23 protein-coding genes and 1 pseudogene are annotated in these 22782 nt (G+C 55.5%); 18 read left to right on the top strand and 6 right to left on the bottom strand.

The features are described from left to right. Positions 1–7: 7 nt before the first annotated feature. The 9 genes from H7U36_RS02860 (at position 8) to H7U36_RS02820 (ending at position 8022) form a co-directional block, all read left to right on the top strand. The gene (locus H7U36_RS02860) at positions 8–1438 is read left to right on the top strand and encodes a V-type ATP synthase subunit B (RefSeq protein ID WP_191429145.1); all 1431 of its coding nucleotides are present in this window, start codon (positions 8–10) and stop codon (positions 1436–1438) included. 182 nt (positions 1439–1620) lie between these two features. Further along, on the top strand, positions 1621–2244 hold the full coding sequence (locus tag H7U36_RS02855) for a V-type ATP synthase subunit D (protein ID WP_191429144.1): 624 nt from the start codon (positions 1621–1623) through the stop codon (positions 2242–2244). Positions 2245–2552: 308 nt separating this feature from the next. Then, positions 2553–2729, top strand: a complete 177-nt coding sequence (locus H7U36_RS02850) for a hypothetical protein (protein ID WP_243426675.1) — start codon at positions 2553–2555, stop codon at positions 2727–2729. Between the two features lie 72 nt (positions 2730–2801). After that, a complete protein-coding gene (locus H7U36_RS02845; protein ID WP_033124731.1) occupies positions 2802–3110 on the top strand; it encodes a type II toxin-antitoxin system RelB family anti-toxin transcriptional regulator in 309 nt (102 codons plus the stop codon). A 214-nt stretch (positions 3111–3324) separates the two neighbouring features. After that, a complete protein-coding gene (locus tag H7U36_RS02840) occupies positions 3325–4371 on the top strand; it encodes a PD-(D/E)XK nuclease family transposase (RefSeq protein ID WP_205147705.1) in 1047 nt (348 codons plus the stop codon). Positions 4372–4536: 165 nt separating this feature from the next. Further along, positions 4537–5052 carry an RNA polymerase sigma factor gene (locus H7U36_RS02835; RefSeq protein WP_191429317.1) on the top strand — a complete coding sequence of 172 codons (516 nt, stop codon included), beginning with the start codon at positions 4537–4539 and terminating at the stop codon, positions 5050–5052. Beyond that, the gene (locus tag H7U36_RS02830) at positions 5053–5874 is read left to right on the top strand and encodes a hypothetical protein (protein WP_205155680.1); all 822 of its coding nucleotides are present in this window, start codon (positions 5053–5055) and stop codon (positions 5872–5874) included. Continuing rightward, positions 5859–6749, top strand: a complete 891-nt coding sequence (locus H7U36_RS02825) for an ABC transporter ATP-binding protein (RefSeq protein ID WP_033124734.1) — start codon at positions 5859–5861, stop codon at positions 6747–6749. The genes H7U36_RS02830 and H7U36_RS02825 overlap by 16 nt, the downstream gene beginning before the upstream one ends. 1 nt (position 6750) lies before the next feature. Beyond that, positions 6751–8022: a hypothetical protein gene (locus H7U36_RS02820; protein WP_205147707.1), complete on the top strand. Its 1272-nt coding sequence runs from the start codon at positions 6751–6753 to the stop codon at positions 8020–8022. An 81-nt stretch (positions 8023–8103) separates the two neighbouring features. On the opposite strand, the gene H7U36_RS02815 is transcribed toward H7U36_RS02820, so the two are convergent. Then, positions 8104–9093 carry an AraC family transcriptional regulator gene (locus H7U36_RS02815; RefSeq protein WP_033124736.1) on the bottom strand — a complete coding sequence of 330 codons (990 nt, stop codon included), beginning with the start codon at positions 9091–9093 and terminating at the stop codon, positions 8104–8106. A 201-nt stretch (positions 9094–9294) separates the two neighbouring features. Here H7U36_RS02815 and H7U36_RS02810 point away from each other — a divergent pair, with 201 nt between their 5' ends. The 5 genes from H7U36_RS02810 to H7U36_RS02790 are packed head-to-tail and all read left to right on the top strand — an operon-like array spanning position 9295 to position 14458. Continuing rightward, entirely contained in the window at positions 9295–10434 is a 1140-nt protein-coding gene (locus H7U36_RS02810) for a Gfo/Idh/MocA family protein (RefSeq protein ID WP_205155679.1), read from the top strand. A 49-nt stretch (positions 10435–10483) separates the two neighbouring features. After that, on the top strand, positions 10484–11485 hold the full coding sequence (locus H7U36_RS02805; RefSeq protein WP_205155678.1) for a sugar phosphate isomerase/epimerase family protein: 1002 nt from the start codon (positions 10484–10486) through the stop codon (positions 11483–11485). Positions 11486–11504: 19 nt separating this feature from the next. Continuing rightward, the gene (locus H7U36_RS02800; RefSeq protein WP_191429120.1) at positions 11505–12539 is read left to right on the top strand and encodes a TIM barrel protein; all 1035 of its coding nucleotides are present in this window, start codon (positions 11505–11507) and stop codon (positions 12537–12539) included. An 18-nt stretch (positions 12540–12557) separates the two neighbouring features. After that, positions 12558–13391, top strand: coding sequence for a class II fructose-bisphosphate aldolase (locus H7U36_RS02795; protein WP_191429119.1), 834 nt, complete (start codon positions 12558–12560; stop codon positions 13389–13391). 8 nt (positions 13392–13399) lie between these two features. Continuing rightward, positions 13400–14458 (top strand): carbohydrate kinase family protein, encoded by a 1059-nt coding sequence (locus H7U36_RS02790; RefSeq protein WP_205155677.1) that lies wholly within the window; start codon positions 13400–13402, stop codon positions 14456–14458. Between the two features lie 20 nt (positions 14459–14478). Here the strand turns inward: H7U36_RS02790 and H7U36_RS02785 are convergent, their stop codons facing one another. Beyond that, the gene (locus H7U36_RS02785) at positions 14479–16092 is read right to left on the bottom strand and encodes a sensor histidine kinase (RefSeq protein WP_205155676.1); all 1614 of its coding nucleotides are present in this window, start codon (positions 16090–16092) and stop codon (positions 14479–14481) included. Next, a complete protein-coding gene (locus H7U36_RS02780) occupies positions 16085–16798 on the bottom strand; it encodes a response regulator transcription factor (protein ID WP_138302811.1) in 714 nt (237 codons plus the stop codon). The genes H7U36_RS02785 and H7U36_RS02780 overlap by 8 nt, the downstream gene beginning before the upstream one ends. Positions 16799–16961: 163 nt before the next feature. On the opposite strand from H7U36_RS02780, the gene H7U36_RS02775 reads away from it, so the two are divergent. The 3 genes and pseudogenes from H7U36_RS02775 to H7U36_RS02765 form a co-directional block, all read left to right on the top strand. Beyond that, positions 16962–17465 (top strand): PH domain-containing protein, encoded by a 504-nt coding sequence (locus H7U36_RS02775; protein ID WP_033124743.1) that lies wholly within the window; start codon positions 16962–16964, stop codon positions 17463–17465. Next, positions 17452–18966: a PH domain-containing protein gene (locus H7U36_RS02770; RefSeq protein ID WP_205155675.1), complete on the top strand. Its 1515-nt coding sequence runs from the start codon at positions 17452–17454 to the stop codon at positions 18964–18966. Before H7U36_RS02775 ends, H7U36_RS02770 begins: the two co-directional genes overlap by 14 nt. A 97-nt stretch (positions 18967–19063) precedes the next feature. Next, positions 19064–19483: pseudogene (locus H7U36_RS02765) on the top strand (D-proline reductase (dithiol) proprotein PrdA); the annotation flags it as partial. Positions 19484–19652: 169 nt separating this feature from the next. Here H7U36_RS02765 and H7U36_RS02760 read toward each other — a convergent pair. The 3 genes from H7U36_RS02760 to H7U36_RS02750 all read right to left on the bottom strand — a co-directional run bounded on the left by H7U36_RS02760 (position 19653) and on the right by H7U36_RS02750 (position 22252). Next, on the bottom strand, positions 19653–20114 hold the full coding sequence (locus H7U36_RS02760; protein ID WP_033124746.1) for an Hsp20/alpha crystallin family protein: 462 nt from the start codon (positions 20112–20114) through the stop codon (positions 19653–19655). Positions 20115–20431: 317 nt separating this feature from the next. Then, positions 20432–21448 carry a YARHG domain-containing protein gene (locus tag H7U36_RS02755; protein ID WP_191493745.1) on the bottom strand — a complete coding sequence of 339 codons (1017 nt, stop codon included), beginning with the start codon at positions 21446–21448 and terminating at the stop codon, positions 20432–20434. A gap of 135 nt (positions 21449–21583) precedes the next feature. Next, positions 21584–22252: a YczE/YyaS/YitT family protein gene (locus H7U36_RS02750; protein WP_033124748.1), complete on the bottom strand. Its 669-nt coding sequence runs from the start codon at positions 22250–22252 to the stop codon at positions 21584–21586. A 263-nt stretch (positions 22253–22515) separates the two neighbouring features. Here H7U36_RS02750 and H7U36_RS02745 point away from each other — a divergent pair, with 263 nt between their 5' ends. Further along, entirely contained in the window at positions 22516–22776 is a 261-nt protein-coding gene (locus tag H7U36_RS02745) for a hypothetical protein (protein WP_138302815.1), read from the top strand. The last annotated feature ends 6 nt before the right edge of the window (positions 22777–22782 follow it).

Below are 22782 nucleotides of genomic sequence, written 5' to 3'. Positions count from 1 at the left end.
AAGAATTATGCCAATAGAATATCTGGGACTTAGCAGTATCAACGGCCCCCTGATCGCGCTGGAGGGTGTCCAGGACGCCTTCTACGACGAGATCGTGGAGTTTATCATTAACGGCAGCGAGCGGCGGATCGGCCGTATCATAGAGCTGTACGAGGACAAGGCTGTGATCCAGGTGTTTGAGGGCTCGGAGAACATGTCCCTCAAGAACACCCACACCCGCCTCACAGGCCGTCCCATGGAGATCACCCTCTCCAAAGATATGCTGGGGCGGACCTTCAACGGCATCGGCCAGCCCATTGATGACCTGGGCCCCATTGTCTCAAAGCTGAAACGGGATGTAAACGGACTGCCCCTCAACCCGGTAAAAAGGGAATATCCAAGGAACTATATCCGCACCGGCATCTCAGCCATCGACGGGCTGACCACGCTGATCCGGGGACAGAAGCTGCCCATCTTTTCCGGCAACGGGCTTCCCCACGACCAGCTTGCCGCCCAGATCGTGAAGCAGGCCTCCCTGGGGGAGGACTCGGACGAGGAGTTTGCCATCGTGTTTGCGGCCATGGGCGTCAAGCACGACGTGGCGGATTTCTTCCGCAGGACCTTTGAGGAGAGCGGCGTGGCGGACCATGTGACCATGTTCCTGAACCTTGCCAACGACCCGGTGGTGGAGCGTCTTATCACCCCTAAGGTGGCGCTCACCGTGGCCGAGTATCTGGCCTTTGAACAGAATATGCACATCCTTGTTATCCTGACGGATATGACCTCCTTTGCGGAGGCCATGCGAGAGGTCTCCTCCTCCAAGGGAGAGATCCCCAGCAGGAAGGGCTATCCCGGCTATCTGTACAGTGAGCTGGCCGCCATCTACGAGAGGGCGGGCATTGTCCAGGGAGTGAACGGGTCTGTGACTCAGATTCCCATCCTGACTATGCCAAACGACGACATCACCCACCCCATTCCGGACCTGACAGGCTACATTACAGAGGGGCAGATCGTGCTGGACCGGAGCCTCAATGGACAGTCCATTTACCCGCCCATCAGCGTCCTTCCATCCCTGTCCCGTCTCATGAAGGATGGCATCGGGGAGGGCTACACCCGGGAGGATCACCAGGATCTGGCAAACCAGCTCTTCTCCGCCTACGCCAAGGTAGGAGACGCCCGGAACCTGGCCTCTGTCATCGGCGAGGATGAGCTGTCTCCCATAGACAAGGAGTATCTGGCCTTTGGCAAAGAGTTTGAAGAGAAATACATCGGACAGGGCCCCGACGAGAACCGGACCATTGAGGAGACTCTGAACCTTGGCTGGGAGCTCCTGGGGCGTCTCCCCAAGGAGGAGCTGGACCGTGTGGACACGAAGATACTGGACAAATACTATCATCCCACCAAGCGGGACGAGGGCGTCACCACAAGCGCCAGCCTTGGATCCATCGCAAATATGTGACAACGGATAAGCAATGCGCAAGGTGCGAGAAAAGGGAAGGACAAATTTATTTGTCCATACGTTTTCCTGTACCTTGCATATGGCGCTCCGCCATCATCCGAGGGAACGGCTGGAGGACGTTCCCTCGGATGGCATTGCTGTTTTATGAATAACATCGGATATACCAGGAAGGGAGGAGTTTCATGGATCCGCGCACATTTCCCACAAAGGGCAACCTGATGCTGGCCAAGAATTCGCTGGCTCTGGCCCAGCAGGGCTATGAGCTGATGGATAAGAAGAGGAACATCCTGATCCGGGAGCTGATGGAGCTCATCGACCAGGCCCGCAGCATCCAGGAGGAGATTGACAGCACCTTCACTTACGCCTACCAGTGCCTGCAGAAGGCCAACATCGAGAACGGGATCAGCATGGTCTCCCAGATTGCCTACACGGTGCCCATCGAGGACTCCATTGTGATCCAGACGAGGAGCATTATGGGGACGGAGATACCCCATGTGAAATACACGCCGCAGACGCCGGTGCCCACCTACGCCTTCAGCACCACAAGAGAGTCAGTGGACCGGGCAGTGGACGCCTTCCGCAAGGTGAAGGATCTGACGGTGAAGCTCTCCATGGTGGAGAACGCGGCCTACCGTCTTGCCACCAACATCAAGAAGACCCAGAAGAGGGCTAACGCCCTCCAGAATATCACGATCCCCATGTACACCACTCTCGTCCATGACATCAACAACGCCCTGGAGGAGAAGGACCGGGAGGAATTCACCAGGCTGAAGGTGATCAAGAGCCGGAAGCAGAAGGCGGGATAGGAATCCATGCCCCGGCAGAATAAGCGGAATATATCAGGAAGATGGCAGAGTTTTTCAGCGGAAATCTCTTGCTGTCTTCCTTTTCTTATGTTATCTTATATAGTATACTCATATTGTGCCGGCAGAGCTCTTCTGCCGGAAATATTTCTCAACGTGAGAGAACATCTATAAGCCTCAGGGCTTTCTCATTTTCGGAGCTTCCGTATCGGAGATCATACCCGTAAATGAATGGAACCAAAAGAGAAACGGTGTCTTTGATGACATTGACAACCCCTATTTAATAGGGTATATTGTAAGGAGAAATCTGGATGACGAGAACCTTTATACAGACGACAGAATTTTCAAAATGTTGGGATAGTCTTGGATTAGATGACGATGATCTGCGCAGACTGGAGTATGAGATATTGACCAATCCGAAAGCCGGTCCGGTCATCCGCGGGACAGGGAAGCTGAGAAAAATGCGTTTTTCCTTTGAGGGCAGCTGAACGCAGCAGCATTAGAAAAATGATCCAAATTCTTGAACGGTCGTTTACCGGCCAGTGAAAGGAGCGTAAAGTATGAGTGAAGTGTATAGCAGCATTATGGCTGGATTGTCCGAGGCAGTGGACGACACCAGGCAAAAAAATTTGCGGAGACGTGTTGTGACGATTACTCCCGTAAAAATATACTCTTCTTCTGAGATCAAAAGGATACGTCAGAAAACCGGGATGTCGCAAAAGCTGTTTGCAGGGTATATGGGAGTCTCGGTCAAGGCTGTGGAAGCGTGGGAGAGGGGCAGAAATCATCCATCTGGTCCGGCCAGCAGACTTCTCTCCATGCTGGAGAAGGATCCGGAGTTGACCAGGGAATTTCCATTTGTCCAGTGAGATGTATTGGAAAATACTTGCAATCCAAAGTGATTTATGTTATTTTTTGTATTACACCGGCAGAGCTCTTCTGCCGGAAATATTTCTCAACGTGAGAGAACATCTTTAAGCCTCAGGGCTTTCTCATTTTCGGAGCTTCCGTATCGGAAATCGTACCCGCAAATGAATGGAACCAAAAGACGAAACAAAAAAAGAAAAGTATGGAGGGAAACAGATGGCTGGTATTTTACAGAAGTATTTTCCCATGATACGCACGCGCAGAGAGATACTGGAAGAGATCTTTGAGGATGAGAGGCTCTCTGCCGTGTATCTGGGGTGGAGCGAAGACCAGAGACGGGAATTTTTGAATTTCTGTACCGGGAATAAAGGGGTAAAGGTCCTGTATGACTCTTTCTTCAAAGAGATCATGAACCCTGAGAACACACCGGAGAGACTGGAAGAATTCCTGTCCCTGGTGCTGGGGCAGAGTGTGAAGATCCTGAAGGTCATCCCAAATGACTCTGTCAGGATCGCAGATGAGTGCTCTCTGGTAGTCATGGACATTGTCATTGAGCTGGAGGATCACAGTATAGCCAATGTGGAGGTGCAGAAGATGGGCTACCGGTTTCCGGGCCAGAGAAGCGCCTGTTATTCCTCGGATCTTCTTCTGAGACAGTATAAGAGAGTGAGGGGAGAGCGGGGAAAGGGCTTCAGCTACCGGGATATACAGAAGGTGTACACGATCGTCCTGTACGAGAAAAGCCCGGCGGAATTCAGGGACTTTCCGTGCGACTATATCCATCGCTTTTCCCAGAGCTCTGACACCGGACTGGAGATTGATCTTCTCCAGGAATACTGCTTTATCGCACTTGACATATTTACCGGAATTGTGCAGAATAAAGGTATCAGAAACAAGCTGGAAGCATGGCTTTTGTTCTTCAGTACAGACGACCCGACTAAGATAGAGACCCTCCTGGAGTCCTACCCGGAATTTAAGGAGCTGTACGAGGAGATCTATGAGCTGTGCCGCAATGTGGAGAAGGTGATGGAGATGTTCTCAAAGGAGCTGAAGGAGCTGGACCGGAATACAGTCCAGTATATGATCGATGAGATGCAGGAAGAGATTGACGGGATGAGGCGGGAACTTTCGGATAAAGATACTGTTCTTGAGGAACGCAAGTGTACTATTGACACGCAGAAGGAAATGCTGGACAAGCGGGATGAGGAGATCGCCCGGCTAAAGCGGCAGCTTAAAGAGCTACAGAACACATCCCAGGAGTGAGAAGTTAAAATGCCCTGCGCAGAGAAAGCAGATATAAATATCCGCAACCATAACGGAAAGAGGAGTTTCACAAAAGAAATTCCTCTTTTTTTGTGGGATTTTAATCCTTTTATTGTCTGCAAAACGTTATAAACTATAGGTACGGAAAACAGGAGGGTTTCATACTTGACGCGGGAAGATGAAATTTTTGAAAAACTGAAAAAAGGCGATCCGGACGCTGCGGGAGAGCTGGCCAGGCTCTACTACGACGACATACTCAGATACTGCCTGTTCCACGTGCCGGACCGGTCCCTGGCCCAGGACGCTGTCCAGGAGACCTTTCTCAAGGTGTTCCGCCATTTCGGCAGCTACAGACACAGAGGACGTTTCCGGGCCTTTCTCTACCGGGTGGCCGCCAATGTGTGTGTGGACATTTGCAGAAGGAGGACCTGGGAGCCCGTGCCTGAGCAGGTGCCCTTTGAGGAGAAGGGACTGCAGGAGGGTGAGGACCGGGAGGATTTCAGAAGACTTGTGGAGCTGGTCCCCGAAGAGCTGCGGGAGATCATCATCCTGCGCTTTTCCCAGGAGCTGAAGCTTGGGGAGATCGCAAAGGTGACGGGGCTTCCGATGCGGACGGTGCAGTCCAGGCTGAGGAAGGCGCTGCGGATATTGAAAACAGAACTGGAAGGGAGAGAGACGTAAATGAAGACAGGGCAGGTGAAAAGAGAGCTGGGCAGGCTGGCGGCCCGGGAGAAAGAGAGGGAAAGCCTTCTGACAGATGAGAGTCATGTGGACCGGACAGCGGCTCTGGCCGCGGAGGCCTGCCGGATGGCTATGGAAAGAAGAGGCATGGGCTTCCCAGCCTTTGTGGCGAGGCAGATCCGGTACACAGGCAGGTACGTCTGGATCTGGCAGGGGCTTTTGCTCCTTCTGATCGTCTCCGGCTTTGACCTGACGGCCGGGATGCAGAGCCTGGAGGACCCGGAATTTGCCATGTTCCTTTACAGGCGGGTGCCCCTGCTTTTGTGCGGCGCCGGCATCCTGTCGGCCTGGAGCTGCGTGCCCTTCTTTGCCAGATCCGGCATGTGGAGGATGACAGAGGTGGAGGCGGCGGCCGCGTCCTGGCCCCGGCTGCGGATGGCGCAGCTTCTCATCACGGGAGTGAGCGCTGTTTTGATGGAGCTGGGAGTTGCCGCGGCGGCGGGCATATACTGGACTATGGGTCTTGGGAGCCTCGCGGCCTGGCTTTTCCTCCCCTTCCTGCTGGCCTGGAATTTGATCCTGTTCCTTCTCGACAGGGGGAGGGAGAGATATTTTGCAGTCAGCAGCAGCGCTGTGATGGGGGCGGGATTTCTCCTCTTTGCCCTTGGGTGGAGATATGTGAGCCGGGGAGCGGCCGGGCCACAGAATTATATGGTAACCTCCGGGTGTGTGTGGGTCCTCTGCGGGGCGGCGGCTCTTCTTTGGATTTTCCAGATACGGAGACTTGGAAGAAAGGAGACTGACAAATGGAGTTATGCATAAATGACCTGACAAAGCGATTTAAAGACAAGCTGGCGGTGGACCATGCCAGCCTGACCATCTCACCCGGCGTGTGGGGGCTTCTTGGCGCCAACGGAGCCGGGAAGACCACCCTCATGCGGATGGCGGCGGGGCTCATACGCCCCACGGAGGGGGAAGTGAAGTATGATGGAGTGCCCATCCAGGTGCTGGGAAAGAGCTACCGGGATATCTTCGGCTACCTGCCCCAGGAGTTCGGGTTCTACCCGGAGTTCACGGTGTACGACTATCTGGACTATGTGGCTGCTCTGAAGGGCCTTACCAGGAAAAAGGCAAAGGAGAAGATCGACCGGCTTCTGGACACCTTTTCCCTGGCAGATGTGAGGAAAAAGAAGATCACAAAGCTCTCCGGCGGGATGAAGCGGCGGGTGGGCATTGCCCAGGCCCTCTTAAATGACCCGGAGGTGCTGATCCTGGATGAGCCCACCAGCGGGCTGGACCCGGGGGAGAGGGTGCGCTTCCGCAACCTTCTGTCCGAGTTCGCCTCGGACCGGATCGTGCTCATCTCCACCCACATCGTGTCCGATGTGGAGTACATTGCCTCCAGGAATGCGATTATGAAGGAGGGACGGATCATCGCCCAGGGAACCACAGACGAGCTTATCTGGGAGATGGAGGGCAAGGTGTGGTCCGCCCTGATCCAGGAGCAGGATCTCCACAGATACGAGCAGAAGGTCCGGGTGGTGAGCATCCGGAACGAGGAGAGAGGAGCCGTGTCCATCCGGTATCTGGCGGACGCGCCCGCGGTGCCGGACTCCCGGCCTAAGGAGCCCCGGCTGGAGGACCTGTATCTCTGGCTCTTTCCCCAGGAGCATACTGACGGAAAGGAGAGTGCGTGATATGAGAATATTTACAGCGGAGATTAAAAGGCTTCTGAAGACTAGGTCGGTCCTTATCCTGATACTGGCGGCCCTTCTGCTGGCGCCGGCCCTGGCCTATTTTCCGGCCTCCTTTGAGACCTGGACCTACAGGGATGACAGCGGGCAGGAGGTGACTGTGAAGGGCCGGGATGCTCTTCTTAAAGAGGCGGAGAACCAGGGACAGTTTCAGGGGAAAATCACCGAGGAGAAGCTGCTGGCGGCCCTCCAGAGATGGAAGGATTTCGCAGCGGGCTACGAGGGGGGACTGCCCGATGGCATCTACGATGAGCGGGTGACAGCCAGTGATTACTGTGAGAAGGTATCCAATGTAGGCGGCATCCTGAACCGGATGTGCGAGGCCTGGGCGGACCCGAAGACAGGCATAGCCCCCGGGAGGGATGACCTGACCGAGGAGCAGGCAACAGGCTTTTACAGCCAGTGCAGACAGCATATCAAGGATCTCATCTATCTGGAGGGCGGAGGGGAGAGCGCCCGCACAGACAGCGCGGTGCAGCAGGCGCTGGCCCTCTACGACCGGGTGGAGATGCCCTTTACCTACGAGCCGGGAGTGACGCCGGACGCTATAGAATACGTGGGCATTTATGTGTTCCTGCTGGTGCTGATCTGTACCTTTATCCTGGTACCGGTCTTTGCCAGCGACTGCCAGACCCAGGCGGACCAGATCCTGAAGTGCGCCAGGGACGGGAGGAGGCGCCTGGCGGTGAGCCGGATTTTGGCGGGCCTTCTCCTTGTGGGCGTCCTGTATCTTATCTGCATGGCCCTGTTCCTTCTGCTCCTCAATGCCTCCTTTGACTTCAAAGGGCTGGACACCTCCCTGCAGCTGCTGGTGTCGGTGTCCGTGTTCCTGCCTCTGACAGTGGGACAGTTGGAGCTGCTTATCGGGGTGGCTGGCTTTGTCACCCTGCTGGCCACGGCCGCCTTCACCCTCTTCCTGTCCGGAAGGATGAAGACAGTGGCTTCCGCCAGCATAGCTGCCTTCGCCTTTCTTATCCTGCCCATGGTGGTGTACATGGCCCTGAGCGGGAATATAGGAAAGTGGCTCCGGTGTCTGCTTCCCGCCGGCGGCGTGGGATTGATAAACAGCTTTACCTACGCGGCCATGGACACGGGCTTTGCCTACCTGGGAAATACAGCCATCTGGCTCCCGTACCTGATGATGGGAGCGGCGGCCGTGGAGTTTATCCTCTTTGCGGTGCTGGCGGGAGTGAGCTGGTGCAGGAGAGGAAAATGAGGGGAAAGCCAGCGTGGCCAACAATCTTTCCAGCGTTCTGGGTACTGTGGAGCTGCCTGCGCTGCTGATCGTCAGGGGGATTTACCGATTTCCTGTCGGAAGCGTGCGGATCTGGCCTGGCAGATACTTCTCCAGCGTCACCCGGCTGGCCGCCGGCGACAGGAATTCCTGGGTGGAGAGCATGGATTTCTGCTGCTGGGACAGCTCCTCGTGTTCAAAATGCTGCCTGTACTGCCGGGGAGAGCAGCCGAACTGCCGCCGGAACCCCTGGTTAAAATATTTGATGTCAGAGAAGCCGCAGGCAATGCTGATGTCCAGGAGAGAAAAGTCCGTCAGAAGGAGAAGCTGGCGGGCTTTTTCGCATCTCATTTTCATCACATAGGACTGAAAGGACATACCGAAGACAGACTTGAAAAAGTGGGACAGGTAGCTCATGGACAGTCCCAGCTCCTGCGCCAGGTCCGTGAGGAGCAGCTTCTCGGAGTAGTGGCTGTCTATGTAGCTGCTGATCTTCCTGACCCGCCGGGCTCTGGTGGCGGAGAGCTGCCGCTCCTTTTCCGAGATGCGGACGCAGGGAAGATACCGGGGCAGTCTCTCGAAAAAGAGACAGATCAGTCCCGCGCAGCGGAGGGCGGAATAGTCCCCGGGATGGAAGTAGGCGCTGGCAATGTTAAGGAGCATCCCTGCCAGAGAAGCCCGTATATCCGAAGCCCATGTATCCGGAACCAGCACGTCCGTATCCTGCGCATCCCGGGAGTGAGGCTCCAGGGAGAACTCCATATTTTCTATCTGGGGAAAGATCGGCCCGAAAAAGGAGGGGGAGATCTGCAGGGACAGGATCAGGGCGGGCTGCTTTGCGATCAGCTCGTGGCTGGTAAAGGGGTTAATGACCCAGAGGCTGCCCTTCTCATAGGTGTGCTCCCTCCCCCTGGACAGCAGGCACACCGTCCCCTCCAGGAGCAGACAGATCTCAAAATCCTTATGTATATGGGGCGTCCGGTAGAGGAGATTGACCATGAAAACCTTGTACTGGCCGGCCCCGTGGGAAATCACTTCAAATTCATCTTTCATCTTTTATCCACCTCCCTTCCAGTATACAGAAATCACAGAAGACGTGCAAATAAAAAAGCTAATTTGTCATAGTCCGAACATGAATTAATCCATGCAGGCTCTCTCCCTCTGTCCTATAGTAGAGCTATAGAAATTCTCACGGAAGAGACCGTCAGAAGGCTGGCGGGAGACAGGAGAAATGAAAAAAGGAGGTTTGACAGTATGAGCAGAAGATTAACCTACGGAATGGTGGGCGGAGGCCCGGGATCCTTTATCGGGGACGCCCACAGGAGAGCCATCAGCCTGGACAGCTCTGCCAGGCTGGCGGCGGGCTGCTTTTCCAGGACACCGGAGAAGTCAAAGAGCCAGGGAGAGGCACTTGGACTTGAGCCGGAAAGATGCTACACGAACTACAGGGAGATGGCCCAGGCAGAGGGAAAGAGAGAGGACGGCATTGACTTTGTCGTTGTGGTGACACCGAACGCCACCCACTATGAGATCTGCAAGGCGTTTCTGGAGGCGGGCATCCATGTGGCCTGCGACAAGCCTCTGGCCACAGACAGCGCCCAGGCGGAGGAGCTTCAGAAGCTGGCCCAGGAGAAAGGGCTTCTCTTCATGGTCACCTACACCTACATGGGACATGTGACGGCCAAGTACATCCGGGATCTCATCAAAGCCGGAGAAATCGGACAGATCCGAACCGTCATGGCAGAGTACCCCCAGGGATGGCTCTACAATGAGAACGACTGGGGCGGCAAGCAGGGCGAGTGGAGATGCGATCCGGCCCAGTCTGGAAGGGTCAACTGTCTGGGAGATCTGGGCACCCATGTGGAAAACGCGGTGGCTACTATGACAGGGCTGAAGGTAAAGAGAGTCCTGGCAAAAATGGATGTGGTAGTGCCGGGCAGGAAGCTGGACGACAATGACCAGATCCTGGTGGAGTACGAAGGCGGCGCCACGGGCGTCAACTGGTCCTCCCAGTTTGCCATTGGCTGCGACAACAGCCTGCGGGTGCGCATTTACGGGTCAAAGGGAACCATCCTCTGGTTCCAGGAGAACCCGGAGGAGATAACCCTCATCAGGGAGGACGGCATTGCCCGCACCATCAAGAGAGGCTACGGAGCGGTCACGCCGGACGCGGCAAAGTACGGCAGGCTTCCGGCAGGACACACGGAGGGCTGGCTGGAGGCAATGGGAAACCTGTACGACAGCTTTACCCAGTGCGTGGAGGCCAAAGAGGAAGGAACATTTACAGAGGACAGGATCGATTACCCCACTGTGGCAGCAGGCGTGCAGGGCATCAGATATGTGGAGGCCTGCCTGGAGAGCAATGAGAAGGGAAACGTGTGGGTAGAGGTTTAGAAGCTGTGAATTGATCAAACAGGAAATGTCAGAAAGGAGAGACAAAGAAATGGCAAGACCGGTAACAATTTTTACAGGACAGTGGGCAGACCTGTCCATGGAGGAGATGTGCCAGACTGCGCAGAAGATGGGATACGAGGGACTGGAGATCGCCTCCTGGGGACAGATCGACGTGGAGAAGGCAGCAAAGGATGGAAATTATGTGAAAGAGCTGAAGGACACGCTGGCTAAGTATGGCCTGGGATGCTGGGCCATCGGCATGCATCTGCCGGGACAGTGCGTGGGCGATGCGGAGCAGTGGGCCTATGATCCCCGTCTGGATAACTTCGCCCCCTCGGCGCTGGCGGGCAAGCCGGAGGAAATCCGTGCCTGGGGGACTCAGCAGATGAAGTACGCGGCCCAGGCGGCAAAAAATATGGGAGTGGATACAGTCACCTTCTTTATGGGCTCCCCCATCTGGAAGATGTGGTACTCCTTCCCCCAGACAAGCGAGGAGCAGGTGGAGGCCGGCTATCAGAGGATCAAGGAGCTCTGGTCTCCCATCATGGATGTGTACGATGAGTGCGGCGTAAAGCTGGCTCTGGAGGTACATCCCACAGAGATCGCCTACGACTACTGGAGCACAAAAAAGCTGCTGGAGACCTTTGGCTACAGACCTACCCTGGGCATCAACTTTGACCCCAGCCACTTGATCTGGCAGGGACTGGATCCGGCTATGTTCCTCTACGACTTTGCGGACCGGATCTATCACGTACATATCAAGGACGCCAAGCTGAACCTGAACGGCCGCAACGGCATCCTGGGGTCACACATCACCTTTGGCGATCAGCGGAGAGGCTGGAACTTTGTGTCTCCGGGACACGGGGATGTAGACTTTGACAACATCATCCGGGTGCTGAACCAGATCGGCTACGACGGCCCTCTCTCTATAGAGTGGGAGGACAGCGGCATGGAGAGGATATTCGGAGGGACAGAGGCCTGCGAGTTTACAAAGCAGATCAATTTCTCACCCTCAGACGTGGCCTTTGACGATGCCCTGAAGACAGACTAAATGAAAGGATGAAAAGACAATGACAAAATTTAAATTTTCAGTAGGACCATGGAATGTACACGAGGGAGCGGACTCCTATGGACCGGCAACAAGAAAGACCATACCCATTGAGGAGAAATTTAAGAAATTCGCGGAGCTTGGCTTCTCCGCCGTGCAGTTCCACGACGACGACGCTGTGCCGAACATCAACGACTACACGGAGGAGGAGATCAAGGAGAAGGCAAGAGAGCTGAAGAAGACGCTGGATAAGTACGGACTGAAGGCAGAGTTTGTGGCTCCCCGTCTCTGGATGGATGAGCACACTATGGACGGCGGTTTCATGAGCACCTCCAAGGAGGACAGGGACTATGCCATGTGGAGAGCTTATCGCTCCATCGACATCGCCAACGAGCTGGGGACGGATATGGTGGTTCTCTGGCTGGCAAGAGAAGGCACTCTCTGCGCGGAGAGCAAATCCCCTGTGTGGGCCACGAAGATGCTCATCGAGGCCATCAACAAGATGCTGGAGTATGATCCCAAGATCCGGGTCTGCATTGAGCCAAAGCCAAACGAGCCCATCGACAGGAGCATCTGCGGCACCATGGGACATGTGATGGCCATCTCGGCCGCTACCATCGACCCCTCCAGAGTGGGAGGAAACCTGGAGAGCGCTCACGCCATCCTGGCAGGCCTTGACCCGGCCCACGAGATCGGATTTGCCATGGCTATGGGCAAGCTGATGACCGTGCATCTCAACGACCAGAACGGTATCCGCTACGACCAGGACAAGAGCTTCGGCGTGGAGAACCTGCGCGCCGCCTTCAACCAGGTGAAGGTGCTGAAGGAGAACGGCTACGGAAGCCACGGCGAGTACGTGGGCCTGGACGTAAAGGCTATGCGCACCACAAAGGATGAGGACAGCTACAAGCATCTGGAGAACAGTCTGAATATCTTCAAGGCACTGGAGGAGAAGGTAGAGAGATTTGATTATGACTTCCAGAAGAAATGCGTGGAGAACCGGGATTTTGAGGCCCTTGAGATGTATGTCATGAACCTGCTCATGGGCATCGACTAGACTGGAGGTAGAAGAGAAATGCTTGTTACACTGAGAGAAGTACTAAAGGACGCCCGGGAGAAAAAATACGGTGTGGGACTTTTTAACACTGTCAGCCTGGAGATGGCAAAGGGCGTCCTGGGGGCGGCGGAGGAGCTGAAAAGCCCGGTTATCATCGGCACGGCCGAGGTGCTCCTTCCCTACGCCAGCCTGGAGGAGCTGGCCTATTTCCTTGTCCCCATGGCAAAGAAGGCGTCTGTTCCGGTGGTGCTCCACTTTGACCACGGGCTGACGGACACAAAGATCGTGGAGGCCCTGCGGCTGGGCTTTTCCTCCATCATGTACGACTGCTCCACGGACACCTATGAGAACAACATCGCCCGGGTGGCCCAGATGGTGAAAATTGCAGGCATGTTCGGCGCCTCCGTGGAGGGAGAGCTGGGACATGTGGGCGCCAACGACGAGAGCGCCGGGGATGACAGCATCTACACAGAGCCGGACCAGGCCAGGGATTTTGCCCTGCGCACCGGGGTGGACGCCCTGGCGGTGGCCATCGGCACGGCCCACGGCGCCTACAAGGAGAAGCCGAAGCTGGATATCGGGCGTCTGGCCCAGATTGCCGAAACCGTCCCCGTCCCGCTGGTCCTTCACGGCGGCAGCGGGCTCTCTGACGAGGATTTTAAAAACTGTGTGGCAAACGGCATCAGCAAGATCAATATCTTTACAGACATCAACTGCGCGGCCGCAAAGGCAGCCCATGACAATTACAGCCAGGGCTGCGGCCTGACAGACATCCAGAATCAGATCACAGAGGCAGTGAAGCAGGAGACCATGAAGAAAATGCGTATCTTCGGAAGCGCAGGCAGAGGGTAGGTGAGTCTATGGCGGGGAAGATCATTGTAGCGGGGCACATCTGCCTGGACATCACCCCGGTCTTTGCCTCCGGGAAGACGCAGCCTCTCGCCAGCGTCCTGACTCCAGGAAAGCTGGTTCAGATGAAGGACGTGAACATCAGCACCGGCGGCGCCGTGGCCAACACGGGGCTGGCGCTTAAGGTGCTGGGGGCGGACGCGGAGCTCATGGGAAAGGTGGGGGACGACGAGTTCGGACAGATCGTCCTGGACCGTCTGAGAAAATACGGAGCGGAGGGAGGCATGCTGGTGTCCGCGGACAGCAGCACCTCCTACTCCGTGGTCATCGCTCCCCCCGGGACGGACCGTATCTTCCTCCACAACCCGGGGGCCAACGACACCTTCCGGGCAAAGGACCTGGATTTTGAAAAAATTGCACAGGCCGATTTCTTCCACTTCGGCTATCCCCCCATCATGCGGCACATGTACGAGAACGAGGGGGAGGAGCTGGCGGGGATCTTCCGCCGGGTGAAGGAGGCAGGCCTTACCACCTCCCTTGACATGGCGGCTGTGGACCCTGACTCAGACGCGGGGAAGGCGGACTGGGGGAAAATTCTGGAAAAAGTGCTCCCCTATGTGGATTACTTTGTGCCCAGCGCGGAGGAGCTCTGCTTTATGGCGGACAGACCCCGCTATGAGGAGTGGATGACCCGGGCAGCAGGCGGGGATGTGACCTCTGTCATCAGCGTGGAGGAGGACATCCGGCCGCTGGCAAAGAGAGTCCTTGACATGGGGGCTTCCAGCCTCCTGATCAAATGCGGCGCGCCGGGTATGTATTTTACAGACGGGAAAAAAGAGATATTTGAGAGAAGCTATAAACCGGAGAGAGTGCTCTCCGGGACGGGAGCCGGGGACACCAGCATCGCGGCGTTCCTGAAGGCCCGGATGGAGGGGCGCTCCATAGAAGAAAGCCTCCATCTGGCAGCGGCCACAGGGGCCAGCTGCGTGGAGGCCTACGACGCTCTTGGCGGTCTTCGCTCCTTTGAGGAGCTGGAGCGCAGGATAAATGAAGGATGGGAGAAGCTGTAGGGTGAAGGAAATGGTGCTCGTCACGCCATCACCCTCGTCTCCTCCACAACAGGAAAGGTGAGCTGTACCTTGAACTGGTCGCCGTCCACGGTGACCTGCAGCCCGCCTTTCATGTTTTTTACAAAGCTCTCCGCTATGGCGAGGCCCAGGCCGTGTCCCTCCGTGTTCCTGGACTTGTCTCCCCTGGCGAACCGCTCCATGATCTCCTCCGAGGTAAAATCCATCTCGTAGGCGGCGGTGTTCTTGATGGTGACCTGGACCTGGGAGGCCCGCCGCTCGGCGATGATGTAGATGCGGGTTCCGGCAAGGGAGTATTTCAGGGCGTTTCCGATCAGGTTCTGGAGCACCCGGTACATCTTTTTGCCGTCCCCTGTGAACTTGAGGGGCATCTCCGGCAGGGCTTCACGGATGACCATGCCGCTGCTCTTTATGGCGTCCTCCATGTCCCCCAGCGTCTGCTCCAGCAGCTTTTTCATGTCCAGTGTCTCCAGGTGGAGCTCTGCGGTGCCGCTGGTGGATTTGGACAGGTCAAAGATGTCCTGGATCATGTCTTTTAAGCTCTCCATCCGGGAGGACAGCACCTCCACGTAGTCCTTTGCCGCGTCGCTTAGGGGCTCCTGCTTTAAGAGATCCACATACCCGATCATGGAGGTCAGAGGAGTCTTCAGGTCGTGGGATACATTGGTGATAAGGTCGATCTTCATCCGCTCCGCCCGCATCTGCTTATCCAGGATGGTCTGCAGGCTTTCGCTGATCTCTTCCAGCTGGCAGGAGGCGGGATACAGGTCCGACCTGGCACCCAGGGAGGTGCGGACAGACAGGTCCCCGTCTGCCATGGCCCTTATCTGCCCGAGGAGCTGCCCAAGATCTGCGTAGAGCCGGTTGTTCTCAAAGGTCCGGGCGGCGGCCAGAAAGGCCAGAAGCCCGCCGGCGATGCCCAGGATGGTCAGCTCGTTTGCCCCGTACCAGGTGGAGAGCAGAAAGAAGCAGAAGATGCCAAGGAGGATGCCTCCTGCCACCAGGAAGAAGGACAGAAGATATTTTGTGCGCAGCTGCTTCTCAAAGGGAGTGGAGCTCTTCCACCTCCGGTACAGCCTGCATGTGAAGGAGGTGTCCCCCCAGATGCCAAGGAGACGGCGCCGGATCAGCAGGATGAGGCAGCCGAGAAAGAGGAGGGCCAGGGGGAAGAAGAGGAGCGCGCAGCCAAGCGTCAGGCTCTCCAGACCGTAAAAGACGAAAAAGCCTGCCAGGGACTCGGACTGAAAGATCACAGACCTTAGCTCACCCACCCACAGAAATCCTGTGAGGACAGCTGCGGCCAGCAAAAGCTCAGCGCTGAGCTGGTCCAGAACCCGCACCTTCAGCTTTTTCCAGCCGTCTGCCCTGGAGCGGAAAAAGTGCAGGTAGAGATAGGCGGCCAGCGCAGCCCCCGCCAGGAGTCCAAGGCCCAGGGCGTACGTCTCCCAGATGGGGGACGAGTAGGAGACGCTGTACCACCTGATGTAAAAATTGCGCTGGTAAATAAACCTGTACGCCGCAAATGCGGCCACAGCGCCGCCAAGCAGCCAGAGCCCGAAGGCGGCTTTCGCCCAGAGGGGTACAGATCTCAGTTTTTCTGCTGCGGATTTAATCATATTTTTCAATCTTGTAGCCAATTCCCCACACCACCTTTAAATATTTTGGATTTTTCGGAGTGATCTCGATCTTCTCCCGTATCCTGCGTATATGGACCATCACCGTCTTCTCACCGGCGTAGGCGTCCTCCTGCCACACCCGGCTGTAGATCTGCTCTGCCGAGAAGACGTAGCCAGGGTGCTCCATGAGAAGCTCCAGGATCTTGTACTCTGTGGCTGTCAGCCGGACCGGCTCCCCGTCCACGGTGAGCTGTTTTGTGTTCCGGTCCAGCAGGAGACCGCCGTTTTTCAGCACATTGCCGGAGCCGCTCCCCTCACCTGCCGGAGCCGCTCCCAGAGAAAAATATCTTCTCAGCTGGGACCGCACCCGGGCCATCAGCTCCGCCGTGTTGTAGGGCTTTGTCACATAGTCGTCAGCGCCCATGGTGAGGCCGGAGACCTTGTCGCTCTCCTCCGTCTTGGCGGACAGGATGATGACAGGGATGTTGTGCTTCCGGCGGATGCGCATGAGGGCGGAGAGCCCGTTAAGCTGCGGCATCATCACGTCCAGGAGGATCAGGTGGACCGTGTCAGTCTCCAGCCGGTCCAGAGCCTCCATGCCGTTAAAGGCCGTCAGCACCCGGTAGCCCTCCAGCTCCAGGAGCTTGCCCAGAGAGCGGACGATCTCCCGGTCATCGTCCACTACTAAAATGCTGTATTGTTCCATCAAAATCCCCTCCGTTTTTGTTTTCAAATGCAGTATAGCAGATGGATATGAGTTTTTTTCTTCATAATTCTAACATTTTTTTTAAGAAATGAGAATGGATTGACCTGCTTGTATTATTGTGATAGTATAAAACAACAAAGACGATACAGAGGAGGAAATGAACATGGTATATGAGAGGCTGTCAAAAAATGCCCTGCGCTGCATGTACGCGGCGGGGGCGGTCACAGGCGTCATCCTGCTGGCAATCATAGGGGCCGTGGATTACTTCTGGGTGTTCCCAAAGGATATTGTCATCGGGAAATGGCTCTCTTTTGGGGCGGCCCTCCTGATCCTGTTCGATGTGTGTGTCAGCCCCTGGTTCCGCTTTTATCGTTACCGCTATGGCATCAATGAGGAGTGCATTGACATACAGGAGGGCTACCTCTTCGTGAAAAGGCATATCGTACCCATTGAGAGGCTTCACAAGCTGGAAATGCGGATCGGCCCCCTGGACCGGGCCTTCGGGGTGGCGAAGGTGATCGTCACCACAGCGGGAGGGGACGTGACCATCGCTTTCCTGGACACAGAACGGGCGGAGAGGATCGCGGAAGCTCTTAAGAAGCGGATCAATGAGATCGTGGCAGAGCAGAGAGAAGAGAGGCGGGAGATGGGCCATGGAAGAAAATAAAAAGTTCAGAAATCATGTGTCCGTGGTAGCGGAGCGAGTGGGGGCCGGAACCTACGCCCTTCTGGCAGTCCTGGCGGGCATCTTTATACAGAACGCGGACGAGCTGCTGGATGTGGGCGGCTCTCTTCTGGCGGACAGAAGGGCCCTTTTGTACCTTCTCATCTGTCTCGGCCTTCTGCTTGTCAGCATCGGAAAGACCTGGTGGACCTGGTCGAAAACATGGATCTCCATCCAGGATCAGGCCATTGTCATTGAGAAGCGCACGGTCAACGGCTCGGAATATGTCATCGGCATTAAAAATATCTCCAACATCAACCTGGAGCAGAACCTCTTTGAGATGCTCATGGGCACCTGCAAGGTCAAGATGGACACAGGGAGCCTCTCCACCGCCAACAGCACAGATGTGACCATTGTCCTGAAAAAGGCGAAGGCGGAGGCCTTTAAGGACAAAGTGGAGTCTCTCCTGAGAGGGGAGGATGCGGCAGCTGCGCCGCGGGAAGTCCAGGAGGAGACCTACGACTTCCGGGCCGGCTCCGGGGACATTATCCGCCACGGCGTCTGCTCCATGAGCGTACTGTCCATCGTAGTCGTGATCCTGGGCCTTGTGGGCGCTGTGGTTATGGCGGCGGAGGCGCTGGGGCAGGAGAACGCCCTGGACTCCCTCCTTCGGTCCGCGGTGAGCCTTCTGGCAGCCATCGCCATCATCCTGTCCGCCGTGTGGGACATTGTGAAGGACTTTGTGCGGTATCTGGATTTCCGCGTGAAGCGGCAGCGGGACCGGATCTGTATCCGATACGGCGTGCTGAAGAAGGTGGAGTACACCATTCCCGTGGATATGATACAGGCGCTGAAGCTCCGCCAGACGCTGATCGCCCGCCTTCTGGGGAAATATATGGTGGAGATCGTGAATGTGGGCATGGGGGACGACAAGGCGGAGAAAAACTCCTTTCTCATTCTCTACAGCTCGGAGAAGGAGGTATATGAGAGGCTGCGGGTCATTTTGCCGGAGTTTGCTGCTATCGCGGCCCGGCAGGTGCAAAGGCAGCCCCGTTCCGCCTGGGCTGCCTGGCTCTGTCCCCTCTTCCTGTATGAGGGATGTGTGGCAGCGGCAGGAGCGCTGGCTCTCCTGTGGATGCCGGACTATATTCCGGCGGCGTACATGCAGCTGTACCATGTGGCGGCGGCAGCAGGCCTTATCCTCCTCGCGGCGGCGGGTCCGGCTGTCCTGGCTCTGCGCTATCTCACATCCGGTCTTGTCATGAGCGACGGATTTGTCAAGGCCGTCTCAGGTTGCTTTGGGCGCAGAGTGGTGGCGGTGCGGTATGCGAATGTGCAGTACGTGACCCTGGAGCAGAATTTCATCGCCCGGGCCTGCGGCATATGCAAGGGGACACTCCACCTTCTGGCGGGGGCAGAGAACATGGCCCACGGGCTCCCCTATTTTGACGCCCGGCGGGCGGATCAGATGAGAGAGAAGATGTGCGGAGGGACTGAAGATTAATAGACTTCATCTATAAGTGTATTTTCAAAATCAATTGGCAATTATGCTCCGAAATTACTATACTTAGAGATAGAAAAAACATTAGGAGGTAATGGAAATGTCAATTACAGCGGAAACCGCAAAACAGCATGAAAATGATCCAGCAGTGCTTTGCTGCAGGGCGGAGGCAGGGATCACCATTGAGGCCGCAAACCTTGAAGATCCTGCCATTTTTGATGAGCTGGTTGACTCCGGACTGCTGTCTCTGGACGGCTGCCTGAAGATCAAACAGGTACTTGGCGCAAAGCTGACCAAGACAAGCGACTCCTTATGTCCTCTTACACCTGACAATGTGGAAGGATACAAGGATGACAACGGCGAGGAAGAAACGCCGCAGGAGGAGACAGCTGAAGAGACGTCAGCAGCACCGGCAGTGGAGGCAGCTGCCAGCGTGCAGGGAGCAGTTACGACCATCAAGAGCGGTAAGGTTGTAATCTCTATCAAGGAAGGAAAGGATATCTATCTGGAGCTTCCTATCTAATCCAGCCAGAAAGCCGGCAGAGAAAAATGGGGTGAAATGATCTGCCGCAGGCCCGCATATCCGAATTGTTTTTTGTTGCTATGGAATGATAAATAAGGCATATAAAAAGGCGGCTCCCTTTCGGGAACCGCCCATTCCATTTCCGGGGAAATGATCCTCCGGAAAATTATCCTTCAATGGCAATGTAGTCATTTTTTTCAACAGCCTTTGCGTCCTTCTTCGGAACAGTCAGCTTCAGGATACCGTCCTCATATTTGGCTTTGATCTCATCCTGAGTTACGCCCTCGCCCACATAGAAGCTTCTGCTCATGGCACCTGCGTAACGCTCCTTGCGGATGTATTTGCCTTTCTTATCCTTCTCGTCCTTGTCAAGGCCCTTGGCAGCGGAGATGGTAAGGTATCCGTTCTCCAGCTTGGCATTGATCTCGTCCTTCTTAAATCCAGGCAGGTCAATGTCTACCTCATAGGTGTCATCGGTCTCCTTTACATCGGTCTTCATCATATTTTTAGCATGTTTTCCATATAACGGGTTCTTCTTTCCAAAGAAGTATTTGTCAAAATCATCGTCGAATGGGAAGTCCATCCAGTCATCAAATAAGTTTTCTCCAAAAATACTAGGCATCATCATAAGTCATATCTCCTTTCAAAAGATCATATGTTGTAAGTTGTTAGCACTGTCGGAGAAATCCGAGGTGTTGTGTTCCCTGAACATCGGAAACGTTCTGTTCTTCCGGAGCGCTGCTCCTTTTTGAACCCCTTTCCTTTGTTCTGGTTGTACTATAACACTTATTATTAGCAGTGTCAAGAGGTGAGTGCTAATTTTTTTAAAAAAATTTTTGACCCGTTTTTTTTGCAAAGGTACATCTGTTTACACCTCCTGTGCCCATTTTACCCCTCATATGGCGCGGCAGGCAATCTACTGGCAGGAGAGTTGCGCCTTTTGCCTCAGTTTGCATCAAGCTGGTAGCCGCTCGGATCCATGGAGAACTCCGCGCTGGAGAGGAACTGCGCGTTCTGCTTCTCCACATCGGACAGGACAGACTCGCTGAAGTCCTCCGGGGAGACAGTCCCGCTGTACCAGCTCTGGCCGTTGAAATAATCCTGAAGCTCACGGGAATGGAACATCCGTCCGTGGCGCGCGTAAATCTCATTTTTGGCATAGTTGATCTCCTTCAGGGACAGGCCGCTTAAGTCCTTTTCCGTGAGAAGCCGGGTGCTGCTCTGTGGAAGAATGTAACCGCCGCTGGCAGAAATAGAAGAGGAGGCAGAGTCGTCTTCGGATCCCATCCGACTCTTCTCGTAAGCTGTGATCAGATCCTTCCCGTCCCTGTCGGAAATCTCATAGGGCATGATGTACAGCTCATTGCTGTCAATGTACATCTGTCCGTCAACCCGGATCTTCTGGTTGGAGCTGAGCTCATCCAGCATGCCCTCCGGGAGCAGGGAGTCATCGATGGAGGCCCTGTCTATATCCTCCAGAAGGATCTCCGTCCCATCCGAATTTCTCCCGTAAAAGGAAAGCCCGTCATCCCAGCGGAGGAGCTTCTGGTTCCCCGCTGCGCTCCTGACATACCCCTCCAGGCGGAGCTGGCCTCCGGTAGTCAGGTTGAAATCCGCGTCAGAGGGATCTGGCTTCTCCTCTGTCTCCGGGTCAGCCCCGTCCTCAGCTTCCGTGTCATTTTCCGCGGCATCCTCTGTCTTTGCAGTCTGGCCGCCTTTGGAGGAGCTGTCCCCGGGAGTGCGTGTGAAGAAAAATACCGCTCCGGCTATGGCGAGCACCAGCACCGCCGCGGCGGCCGCTATCAGCAGGGGCATTTTTTTCTTTCCCCGGGGTTTTTGTTCCTCCGGGTCCTCCGGAAAATCGAGGGAGGGATCCAGGGGCATGTCGTCCAGCCTTTCGCCGCACTCAGCGCAGAAGGTGGAGGCGTCGGGGGTCTCTTGACCGCAGTAAGGGCATTTCATGGCAGTGTCCGTCCTTTCATAGATTTTTCTTGATTTACAGTCTCCTGGTAAAGATACTTTGATTATACATTTTGCGCTAAGATCCGTCCATAAAAACCTTTACACAGCCTGCCCGTCCCCGTCCCGGTCAGTGCTTTACGCGCTCTGCTCATCCTCCAGCTTCCATCTGGCCAGCACCTTGCCGAACTGTCTGGCGATGAGCCCCACCATGACGGCCGCGGCCACGGTTCCCTCCCGGACGCCCTGAAGGCGGCCGGTAAAGCTGATGGATAAGATACAGGCAATGATGACGAGAATCACGTCAAAGCCCACCTTCATGTAGCCGAATTTGAGCGAGGGGATTGCCCTGCAGATGGCCAGCACCACCCCTTCTCCGGCCAGCACTACCACGCCGGCCTTCACCTCCAGGCTGACGCCGGCAGCCACCAGCAGGATACCGATGAGGCAGACGATCCACTGCTGCCAGTATGTATGGCAGGAGATGCCCTGCACGGCCCACACGCCGAAGTCCGTCAGATAGCCGAAGAAAAAGGCCACCGGGAGCTGCATGAGCTGGATGGGATGATAGTTCCTCCGCAGGATCAGGATCTGCAGGAGGATAAAGAAGCAGTGCATGACGATGGTGGCTGTCCCCACAGTCAGGGGAGAGAAAAGGCTGACCACATAGGGTACGCTTGATATGGGAGAAGTGCCAAGGCTCGCTTTGATGGAGAAGGCCACGCCGAAGGCCATGATGGCCAGGCCTGCAAGAAGGAGCAGATAGCGCTTCAGAATGTAGATAGTTAGTCTGTTCAATGTTGTCATTCCTTTCTGAAAATACAGCGCCGCTGACGGGCGCCTGGATGTCTGTCAGCCAAAGCCGCACTTTTGCCGACGTCTCTATTATAACACTTTCAGACAAAACTGTATCCTGCAATATGCCGGTGCAAAATATGCGGTGCGGATCAGTGTGGCGGAGGAAAGAGTGTAATAAACGAAAATAAAAACAATAATTATCAGATAAATAATTGACTAATACAGAAAAAGGAACTACAATTATAGCAAAGACAAGAAGGGAGGCGGAAGCTATGACGAGAGAAATTCTTTTGATCATTCTTTTTGCGGCAGCGCTGGTTGCGGTGTGCTGGATGCTCACAGAATACTGGCTTGGTACAAGAAGCCTTGGGATGAACGGAGAGATCGGAAGACTCCGTTTTGGAAGCCGGACAGCCTTTGCCCTCACCCATTTCTGGAGGAGAGTGGACGAGGCAAAGGATATCCCCGATGAACCGCTGAAGCGGGAAATGGGACTGGCTGACAACGGTCTTCCGTCCCGGGAAAAACGATGAGCGAAG

Source organism: Faecalicatena fissicatena (genome assembly GCF_016900595.1).
GTDB classification, from domain to species: domain Bacteria; phylum Bacillota; class Clostridia; order Lachnospirales; family Lachnospiraceae; genus Claveliimonas; species Claveliimonas intestinigallinarum.
The sequence above is the reverse complement of the archived record's forward strand: the minus strand, read 5'-3'. Positions and strand labels throughout refer to the sequence as shown.

Coding starts and splice junctions, on each gene's coding strand:
- H7U36_RS02855 (WP_191429144.1), top strand. CDS start 1,621: ATGGATCCGCGCACATTTCCCACAAAGGGCAACCTGATGCTGGCCAAG.
- H7U36_RS02785 (WP_205155676.1), bottom strand. CDS start 16,092: ATGATTAAATCCGCAGCAGAAAAACTGAGATCTGTACCCCTCTGGGCG.
- H7U36_RS02845 (WP_033124731.1), top strand. CDS start 2,802: ATGAGTGAAGTGTATAGCAGCATTATGGCTGGATTGTCCGAGGCAGTG.
- H7U36_RS02825 (WP_033124734.1), top strand. CDS start 5,859: ATGGAGTTATGCATAAATGACCTGACAAAGCGATTTAAAGACAAGCTG.
- H7U36_RS02775 (WP_033124743.1), top strand. CDS start 16,962: ATGGTATATGAGAGGCTGTCAAAAAATGCCCTGCGCTGCATGTACGCG.
- H7U36_RS02830 (WP_205155680.1), top strand. CDS start 5,053: ATGAAGACAGGGCAGGTGAAAAGAGAGCTGGGCAGGCTGGCGGCCCGG.
- H7U36_RS02755 (WP_191493745.1), bottom strand. CDS start 21,448: ATGAAATGCCCTTACTGCGGTCAAGAGACCCCCGACGCCTCCACCTTC.
- H7U36_RS02790 (WP_205155677.1), top strand. CDS start 13,400: ATGGCGGGGAAGATCATTGTAGCGGGGCACATCTGCCTGGACATCACC.
- H7U36_RS02800 (WP_191429120.1), top strand. CDS start 11,505: ATGACAAAATTTAAATTTTCAGTAGGACCATGGAATGTACACGAGGGA.
- H7U36_RS02815 (WP_033124736.1), bottom strand. CDS start 9,093: ATGAAAGATGAATTTGAAGTGATTTCCCACGGGGCCGGCCAGTACAAG.
- H7U36_RS02840 (WP_205147705.1), top strand. CDS start 3,325: ATGGCTGGTATTTTACAGAAGTATTTTCCCATGATACGCACGCGCAGA.
- H7U36_RS02750 (WP_033124748.1), bottom strand. CDS start 22,252: ATGACAACATTGAACAGACTAACTATCTACATTCTGAAGCGCTATCTG.
- H7U36_RS02770 (WP_205155675.1), top strand. CDS start 17,452: ATGGAAGAAAATAAAAAGTTCAGAAATCATGTGTCCGTGGTAGCGGAG.
- H7U36_RS02810 (WP_205155679.1), top strand. CDS start 9,295: ATGAGCAGAAGATTAACCTACGGAATGGTGGGCGGAGGCCCGGGATCC.
- H7U36_RS02805 (WP_205155678.1), top strand. CDS start 10,484: ATGGCAAGACCGGTAACAATTTTTACAGGACAGTGGGCAGACCTGTCC.
- H7U36_RS02850 (WP_243426675.1), top strand. CDS start 2,553: ATGACGAGAACCTTTATACAGACGACAGAATTTTCAAAATGTTGGGAT.
- H7U36_RS02780 (WP_138302811.1), bottom strand. CDS start 16,798: ATGGAACAATACAGCATTTTAGTAGTGGACGATGACCGGGAGATCGTC.
- H7U36_RS02745 (WP_138302815.1), top strand. CDS start 22,516: ATGACGAGAGAAATTCTTTTGATCATTCTTTTTGCGGCAGCGCTGGTT.
- H7U36_RS02795 (WP_191429119.1), top strand. CDS start 12,558: ATGCTTGTTACACTGAGAGAAGTACTAAAGGACGCCCGGGAGAAAAAA.
- H7U36_RS02820 (WP_205147707.1), top strand. CDS start 6,751: ATGAGAATATTTACAGCGGAGATTAAAAGGCTTCTGAAGACTAGGTCG.
- H7U36_RS02860 (WP_191429145.1), top strand. CDS start 8: ATGCCAATAGAATATCTGGGACTTAGCAGTATCAACGGCCCCCTGATC.
- H7U36_RS02760 (WP_033124746.1), bottom strand. CDS start 20,114: ATGATGATGCCTAGTATTTTTGGAGAAAACTTATTTGATGACTGGATG.